The organism is Synechococcus sp. R3-13 (assembly GCF_047462195.1).
Taxonomy (GTDB): domain Bacteria; phylum Cyanobacteriota; class Cyanobacteriia; order Thermostichales; family Thermostichaceae; genus Thermostichus.
On record NZ_JANSIO010000116.1, the window covers coordinates 1 to 8,288 of the forward strand.

General features: G+C 59.4%; 7 protein-coding genes. 3 read left to right on the forward strand and 4 right to left on the reverse strand.

The window, feature by feature from the left end; genetic code table 11:
• A partial coding sequence (locus NW856_RS03910) for an ABC transporter permease (RefSeq protein ID WP_414399200.1) occupies nt 1-754 on the forward strand: 754 nt, incomplete at its 5' end.
• A 286-nt stretch (nt 755-1,040) separates the two neighbouring features.
• Here the strand turns inward: NW856_RS03910 and NW856_RS03915 are convergent.
• The 4 genes from NW856_RS03915 to NW856_RS03930 all read right to left on the reverse strand — a co-directional run bounded on the left by NW856_RS03915 (nt 1,041) and on the right by NW856_RS03930 (nt 6,950).
• Nucleotides 1,041-2,219 carry a CO2 hydration protein gene (locus NW856_RS03915; RefSeq protein WP_414399201.1) on the reverse strand — a complete coding sequence of 393 codons (1,179 nt, stop codon included), beginning with the start codon at nt 2,217-2,219 and terminating at the stop codon, nt 1,041-1,043.
• Between the two features lie 36 nt (nt 2,220-2,255).
• The gene (locus NW856_RS03920; RefSeq protein ID WP_414399202.1) at nt 2,256-3,764 is read right to left on the reverse strand and encodes an NADH-quinone oxidoreductase subunit M; all 1,509 of its coding nucleotides are present in this window, start codon (nt 3,762-3,764) and stop codon (nt 2,256-2,258) included.
• A gap of 12 nt (nt 3,765-3,776) precedes the next feature.
• Nucleotides 3,777-5,627, reverse strand: a complete 1,851-nt coding sequence (locus NW856_RS03925; RefSeq protein WP_414399203.1) for an NAD(P)H-quinone oxidoreductase subunit F — start codon at nt 5,625-5,627, stop codon at nt 3,777-3,779.
• Between the two features lie 72 nt (nt 5,628-5,699).
• Nucleotides 5,700-6,950, reverse strand: a complete 1,251-nt coding sequence (locus tag NW856_RS03930; protein WP_414399204.1) for a lipid-A-disaccharide synthase-related protein — start codon at nt 6,948-6,950, stop codon at nt 5,700-5,702.
• Nucleotides 6,951-7,018: 68 nt separating this feature from the next.
• Here NW856_RS03930 and NW856_RS03935 point away from each other — a divergent pair, with 68 nt between their 5' ends.
• On the forward strand, nt 7,019-7,354 hold the full coding sequence (locus NW856_RS03935) for a hypothetical protein (RefSeq protein ID WP_011433411.1): 336 nt from the start codon (nt 7,019-7,021) through the stop codon (nt 7,352-7,354).
• Between the two features lie 100 nt (nt 7,355-7,454).
• Nucleotides 7,455-8,288: thiamine phosphate synthase (locus NW856_RS03940; protein WP_414399207.1), on the forward strand; the 834-nt coding region annotated here is incomplete at its 3' end.

Consider the following 8,288-nt stretch of genomic DNA (forward strand, 5'->3'; position numbering starts at 1 on the left):
GGGGCCCCCCTTGCTGATTTTGCTGTTGGGACTACTGCTTACGGAGACATTGCTGGTGGGCTATCGGGTGCCGCCGGGATTAATGCCTACCCCAACGCGGGTGTTGCAGGCCGCCTGGATGGCGCGAGCTGCCCTGATGCGAGATGCAGTGCAAACTTTTGTGCGACAGGCGCTGGTGGGGTTTGGCTTGGGGGTGGGATCCGGCCTGTTGCTGGGGGCGCTCTTGGCCCGTTTTCCCAAGATCGAACAGGGGGTTTTGCCCTATTTGGCAGCCCTCTCCAGTATTCCCATTCCGGCTTTGGCCCCGGTCATGGTGGGGGCATTTGGCATCGACTGGCCCTCGAAAGCAGCAGTGGTGGCGGTGGTGGTGCTGTTTCCGGTGGTGCTCAACACGGTGCGAGGGTTGCGTTCGGTGGATCCCAGCCAATTGGATTTGATGCGCTCTTACGGGGCCGGTGCCGGGCAAGTGTTTTGGCAGGTGCGGATCCCTCAATCTTTGCCCTACATTTTTAATGCCCTCAAGCTGGCGCTCACCTTGGCGATGATTGGATCCATTGTGGGGGAATTCTTTGCCGCTCCGGGGCTTGGTCTGGGCTTCCGCATCCGGATCGAGGCGGCTCGCTTCAATTTCGACATCGTCTGGGCGGCCATCATTTATGCCACCGTTATCAGCGCCCTAGCTTATCAGTTGATTGTAATGGTCGAAAAGCGGCTGACTTTTTGGCACAGTTCCTTTCGCTCTGGGGGCCGTTAGCCCTTAGATTTCCTACATATTTAGCAAAAGGAACAGAATCAAAATATGGAAAGACCACCCTGAAGACTTTCGGCAGTTGGCTCCGACCGGGTTGTTATGCGGTGGCTTTACTCACCACATTGCTATTTGCAAGCGCTCTACTTCTTGAAAACGAGCGTCGCGTGTTACCAAAAACAGAGCATGTTACAGTGCAAGGGCTGCAATCCAGACACCATTCTCAGATAACGGACGCCCCTCGAGCCTTAACTTGTCTTTGACATCACCGTATTGCCGCGCAGTTTCAGCATCACATACCAAAAACTTCCTGCATGCTTAACAGCCGGGATCCCGCCAATCGCTGCAACCAAGGGGTGAGAAACTCTCGGTTGGCCATTTGCTGCTGGGGATCCTGAGTTTCCAGAGGGAAGGGGGCAAGAGCCCGCAGGGCGGCAGTGGTGACGCAGAACATGGCCTTTTGGAAGCTAAGGCAGATTTTCACCCGCAGGTCATCATCCCCGCGAGGCTGGCGGCGGTAGTGCTCTCGCAAGTAGGGGGGCAGGTGGCGCATCATATCCTGCATCAACAGGGTGGGTGGGATCCCAGCGCTGCCTACCGGCAGCGGATCGGCGTAGAGGGCGCCGTAGGCAAAGTCAGCCTGCTCAGCCGGGATCTGGTGGGCCTGGGCGTTGTAGGAAACCGTGCCCATAAAGGGAAAGGAGCGGAAAAACACCGCTTCCACATAGGGGATAGCCGTACCTGATAGGAAAGTCAGACCCGCCGAGAGAGGGATGATCTCGTAGCGGCGGCCCCAGATGCAGGGAGCGTAGGTGATAGGCTTGTCGGCAGCTGCCACCAACCCCTGCTGGATGTGAGCCACCACGTCGGGAATGGTGAGGTGGGGTTCTGTCTCAGAGCGCTTGGCCAGCGCCAGGAAAATATCGCTCATCACCCGCCAAAACTGGCCCAAGCCGCTGTACATAGCCAGCATGCGCACCTGTTCTAGAGCAAAGTCGGGAAACAAGATCCCCAAGCCCTGCAAGAAGGGATTGAAGCGGATTTTGGCCCGGATGGCTCTCTTGGCCCGCTCGACAAATTCAGGGGTATCCAGGTAGCGGTCTAGCCCCCCTCCCCCATGCCAGAGCATAGCCTTCATGCAGTATTCGGCAAACTCGTAGTTGATGCGGTCATGCCACAGGTAGCGCAGCCATTTGCCCAGGGTAATCTCGCCGTTGAAATACTTGAACGCCGGAAAAAGCTCCAAAAATTGGTGGTCGGCAATAAAGATCAAATTGCGCGAATAGGCATCCAGCACCTCGCCGTAGCTATGCAGGATGCCAATGACCTCTAGGCGATTGGCAGGGGCATCCGGCACAAGGGCTCCCCCTGCCTCTAGGCGCTGGACAATAGGAGCCAGTTGCAGTTGCTCCAGAGGAGATAAGCCGGCCAGAAAGAAGCAGGAAGGAGCAGGAGCAAGAGTGGCAGTCATGGGAGCAAAAGAAACTCCGTCGATCTCATCAAATCATCAGAAGGAAGACAACCCAAACTGAAAGGCAGTGACCAGTCCTGCAACACCAGCTAGGTTAGCCTTGGCCAAGGCCAAGGTGGTGGACTCCACCCAGCGGGTTGCCCAGCTAGGCTGCAGGCCCAGTAACACCACCAGCGTTGCCAAAACAACAGCAGGCAGGCGCTCTTCAGTGGCGTGGCGTTGCATGGCTATGGCCACTTGCGAGAGGCGCCCAAAAAAGACACGGTTCACCATCAGCAGAAAATAGGCCGCCGTCAATCCCGTCCCCACCATGCACAGGAGCGTTTGCAGGGGAAAGACGGCAAAGCTGCCCCGAAAGAGGGTGAACTCAGCTATAAAGCCCACCATGCCCGGTGTGCCGCCACTGGCCATCACCCCTAGCACCATCAAGCTGCCAATAAGCGGTAAGCCCCGCTCCGGGTTGAGCAATCCCCGCAGCAGCTTGAGATCCCGTGTGCCGGTGTTGGCATAGACGGCTCCCACCAGAAGAAACAGCAGCGAGGAGATGAGGCCATGGCTGACCATCTGAAAGATGGATCCCACTAGGGAGAGGGGAGTGGCTGCTGCTACAGCCAAGAGGATGTAGCCCATGTGGGCAATGGAGCTGTAGGCCACCAGCTTTTTCATATCCTGCTGCACTAAGGCGTTCAGGGATCCATACAGCACGTTAACCACCGCCCAACCGGCCAGCCAAGGCCCGGCTTGATCCCAGGCATCCGGCAAGAGCTGCAGGCCAAAGCGCACTAGGCCATAGGTGCCCAACTTCAAAAGCAAACCCGCCAGCAACACGGAAATGGGGGTGGAAGCCTCCACATGGGCATCCGGCAACCAGGTGTGGAAGGGCACCAAGGGGATCTTGATGGCCAGGCCCAGCAGAATGGGAATAAGCAACAGGGTTTGTTGCACCAGGGGCAAGGGGTGAGCCTGCAGGACGGTATAGGTAAAGCTGTGGGCATCGCTCAGCCAACTGAGGCCGAAAAAGCCTACCAACAGCAGGATCCCTGACAGAGCTGTGTAAATCAAGAACTTGGTGGCTGCATAGGTGCGGCGCGGCCCTCCCCAGATGGCGATGAGCAAATACAGGGGGATCAGCTCCACTTCATAGAACAGGAAAAACAGCAGCAAATTCTGAGCCAAAAAAGCTCCGGCCACCGCTGCCGCCAGCATGAGCACCAAGCTGTAGTAGAGGCGGGGCCGCTCCACCTGGCCGCTGGCCCAAATAGCCATCAACACCAGTAGCCCGGTCATCACCACCAAAGGCAGAGAGATCCCATCCACTCCCACCTCATAAACCAAGCCCAACTGGGGGATCCAGGCCATCTTTTCCGCCAATTGCAGGGATCCAAGGTGGGGGTCAAAGATCAGCAACAGCCCCGCGCTCAGGCCAAACAAAACCCACCCAAACCCCAAGGCCAAAGCCCGGTGCAAGCCCTTCCCCGCCTGCTCGGGAATCAACCCAATCAAGATGCTCCCCAACAACGGGATCCCAATCAAAAGGCTCAACATGGCTCTCTCCCATCAATAGGCCAACCCCAAATGGGGCGAACGCAGTAGCCAAGCTGTAACCAACACCATCCCGATGACAATCACCAGCACATAGAGTTGCATCCGCCCCGACAGGGTGTACTTGAGGGCTTCGCCGCTGAAGAAAAAGGCCAGGCTCACCCCGTTCACCAAGCCGTCCACTCCGTTGCGATCCAGCCACTCCAATCCGCGGGAGAGGGCGCTGACCGGTTGCACCACCAGGGCTTGGTAGAGGTGCCCCGTGTAAAAGTCGTGGGCCAGCAGATCCTGCAACTCCGGCCAGGGCAGATATACCCTCCGTTGGTCCCCCCAGTACAGCCAGCCGCCAATGGCTGCCCCCACCAGCCCAGCAGCCGTCAGCAGAGCCGCCATCCACCTCAGCTGCGGGTTCCAGTCGGGATAGAGCCCCCAGCGCCCCAACAGCCAGGGCATGAGCAAGGTTTGCACCGTCAGGATGCCCATGGGCAGAGCCATCAGCCAGCCCACCTCAGGGGCCCGGCGGGTTTTGGGTTGAGGGGATCCCTGAAAGACCAGGCCAAACACCCGCGCCAGGTTGAGAGCCGTCAGCCCATTCACCAGCAGCAGCACCCCCACCAGGGCCGGCTGCACCCCGCTGTAGACCAGCGCCAGGCGGGTCAGCGTCCAAAAGCACCCTAGGGGCAGCAGAGCCACCATCCCCAGGGATCCCACGGCAAAAGCGGCCACCGTGGCCGGCATGCGGCTGCGCAGGCCCCCCAGCTCTGTCAAATCTTGGGTAGAGGTGGTGTAGATGAGGGATCCCACCCCCATAAACAGCAACGCCTTAGCCAGGCCGTGCATCAGCAGCAACTCCAGGGCCAGCTCCGGCTGCTGCATTCCCACTGCCACAAACACCAACCCCAAGTAGGCACTCGTGGAGTAGGAGAAGGTGCGTTTGATATCGATTTGCGCCAAGGCCACCAGGGATCCGCCCAGGGCTGTGATCGTGCCGATGGCCACCAAGACCCCATTCGTAATCGGCGACAGGGCCAGTAGCGGTTGCAGCTTAATCAGCACAAAAGCCCCGCAGGCCACCACTGCCGAATTGCGCAAAATCGAAGCCGGGTTGGGCGCTTCCATCGCCTCATCCAGCCACAGGTGCAGCGGAAATTGAGCGCATTTGCCCAAGGGCCCCGCCATCAAGGCCAAGCCCATCCAAGCTGCCCAGGTGGGATCCAAGCTGGCCGTAGCCGCCCAGTCCCGCAGGTCGGAAAACGTCAAGGCCCCGGAAAAGTTGGAAACCGCCACCACCCCCATCAGCAGCAGCAGATCTCCTACCCGCTTGGTTAAAAACGCATCCCGCGCCGCCGTCACCACCAGAGGCTGGGCGTACCAAAGGCCCACCAGCAAATAAGTGGAAAGGGTGAGCATCTCCAGCAGGGCATAGCTGAAAAACAGCGAGTCACTGAGGGCGATCCCTGTCATTCCCCCCTCGAAAAAGCCCATCAGGGCGGCAAAGCGACCCAGGCCCCAGTCCTTATCCAAATACCCCAGCGCATAGATCTGGGCCAGCAAGCTCAAACCGCTGATCCAGACGACGGCCCCCATTGTCAGGGGCGAGATCTCCAAAGACAGGGTCAAATCCAGATCGGCCACCCGAAACCAGGGGTAGTTCAGGATCTGGGGATCCCGACCCCAAACCTGCCGCAACAGCCAAAGGCCATGGGCAAAGGCGGCAAAAGTCAGAAGGATGTTGAGGTAAGCTGCCGGACGCGGGCCACTGCCCTTGACCCACCCCGTTGCCCAGGGAATGGCCAAAGCTGTTCCCGCCCACCCATAGCAAGGGATCCACCAACTGCTCTCCAACCCCAAAAGGTTTGACATCATTAAATGCTAAATAAAACGGAAAACTGGATCCAACGGAAATCAGTCAGGCTTTTGAATCGCTCGTTCTCTATTTCACGATATACCTGGCTCGAACGGTTCCAAAACCGGGCCGGATGGCTTGAGCCAATCTCGAAGTTGAGCGGCAATGCGCCGGGCGGCCCCTGGGGATCCCATGCGGCGGCGTCCATGGGCCCGCAACTCAGCCGCGTAGTTGGGATCGGCGGCCAGGCGTTCCAGAATCCGGCCAACCACGGCGGGAGCCTGCTCCACTGAGGTCAGGTGGACGGCGGATCCCAAAAGACGGGTCTGCGCTTCAGCAAAGCGCGGGGTAAACTGGGGCCCTTCTCCCGGCAGGGTTACCACCGGTTTTCCCAAGCCTACACATTGCTCGGTAGCCGTTCCCGCCATGGCCAGCACCACCGTTGCTCGTTGGGCACAGGCCCCGAAGTCCCCCCAAACCAGAAGCACATCGCTGCGCTGAGATGGGATCCGAGCCTGAAGCGGGTCTCGCTCCAGGTTGGGGCTGAGGGCAGCATAGACTTGCAGCTCCGTTGGGAGCCGCTCCACCACCTGCATCATCAGGGCCCAGTTGCGATAGGCTTCCGGCGGACGGGATCCGGGCAAGAGCAGCAAGGCCGGTCGGTGGGGATCCAAAGGCAATGTCCCGCGTGGCTCTAGGCCATCCATCATCGGGTTGCCCAGGTAAAAGGCCCTTAGGCCCCGTTTTTGCAAAGCTGTAGTCGTCAGCTCATCCCGCAAAAAAGAACCCAGGCAGCGTCGGTGGGCCATCAGCCAGCGCTCCCAGGGCAGGTAATCGGAAATCGGCTGCCCAAAAGGGATCCAGGGGCGTCGGTAGGGCCCCCGTTCATCTCGCCAGTAATAGTCCGACTTGGCCGTGCCCACAAAGGCGTAGGGGATCCCACTCCACCACGCCATCAGCAAGGGCACAATATCCCCCACGGCCAGCACCAGGTTCCTCTGGGCTGCTGCCCGCCGAACCAACGCCAATTGCCGCCCCGTCAGCCCCAGCAAACCGGCCCGCAAATCCCGCCACAACTGCCGCCAATCCTGATAAATAAACCCCCCCGACGGCATCACCTGGGCAATGGGCAGCAGGGGGATCCCTTGGCGTTGGTAGGCTGTCCCTTCTCCCACAATCGGCAAGGCTTGCACCGGGATCCCCAGTTGGACTAGGGCAACAGCAAGGCGACTGCCCACCTCATCTTCCCCGTGTCCATTGCTCAGACACAGCACCTGCGGTGGATTCGTTGGATTCCATTGGGTTTCCACAGCTTGCCGTAGGCGCAATCTGGGCTGAATCAAGAGGGATCCCCCAGCTCACCAGAAATCTCCTCATAGAATAGAGCCAATCCAAGAGGGGAACCCGGGAGATGATCCGAAATGAGCGACAACGAGCCGAGCTTATTGCAGCGGTAGAAGCCCTTCAGCTGGAAGGCCCCTACTTTATAGAAGAGCGCCTCGCCCGCCATCGCGGCCCTTTCTTGCGGGCAGTGAAAGATGTGCCTGTAGGGGGAACTTGGTGGGAGATCCGCTATTTTCCCGCCTGTGAGCGCTATGCTTGGGCCTACTTGCCGGAAGGGGCCGGCCCACGGGCCTTCGCCTGGGGACACACGCCGCAGCAAGCCTTTCTTAACGCCTTATGGCATCACCCTCTTTCTCCTCAGGGCCAAGGACAGCCTCAGGGAAACCATTCCGATTTACAGTGAATTGACTACTCTCCACCCTACTGACTTGCTTCCGGCTAAGGGTAGGACGGGGCTTTAGGCGCATTTTTTTGGTAAAAATTAAGCAACTCTCTTCCCACGTATAGGGAACATGAAACCCCAGGCCGTCGCCCGTATTCTGGATGCCAACCTCGATCGAGCTCGTGAAGGACTACGGGTATTGGAAGAATGGTTTCGTTTCGGCCTGGAAGAGGGAGAGCTCTCTGCCGAATGCAAGGCCATGCGCCAAGCCCTAGCCCGCTGGCACAGCGATCCCCTGCGTTTGGCCCGCGATACCCCCGCCGATCCAGGCACCCAGATCTCCCACCCCCAAGAGGAGCAACGGCGGGATCTCCGCCACCTCTTGCAAGCCAATTGCAGCCGTGTGCAAGAAGCCCTGCGGGTGTTAGAAGAATACGGCAAGTTGGCCGAATCCCACCACTGGGTGGCCCCTGGCCTGGCCAAGCTGGCCAAAGACATGCGCTATCGGCTCTACGTCTTGGAAAGTGAACTGCTGGGCGGATCCCTGCGGCAGCGTCTCCTGGCAGCCCATCTTTATTTGGTGACCAGCCCTGTGCCCCACTGGCTAGAGGTGGTGGAAAAATCCCTGCGGGGCGGGGTGACCCTGGTGCAATATCGCCGCAAAAACCTTCCCGACGGCGAGATGCTTCGGGATCTCAAGCAGTTGCGGCAACTGTGCAACCGCTACCAGGCGCTGATGATCGTCAACGACCGGGTGGACTTGGCTCTGGTCAGCCAGGCAGATGGGGTTCACCTGGGCCAGACGGATCTGCCGGTCGCCCAAGCTCGGCACCTCCTGGGATCCCAGCGGCTCATTGGCCTGTCCACCACCAACGCCGAAGAGCTGGCCCAAGCCCTGAACAGCGACGTGGACTACATTGGCGTCGGCCCCGTTTACCCCACCCCCACCAAAGCG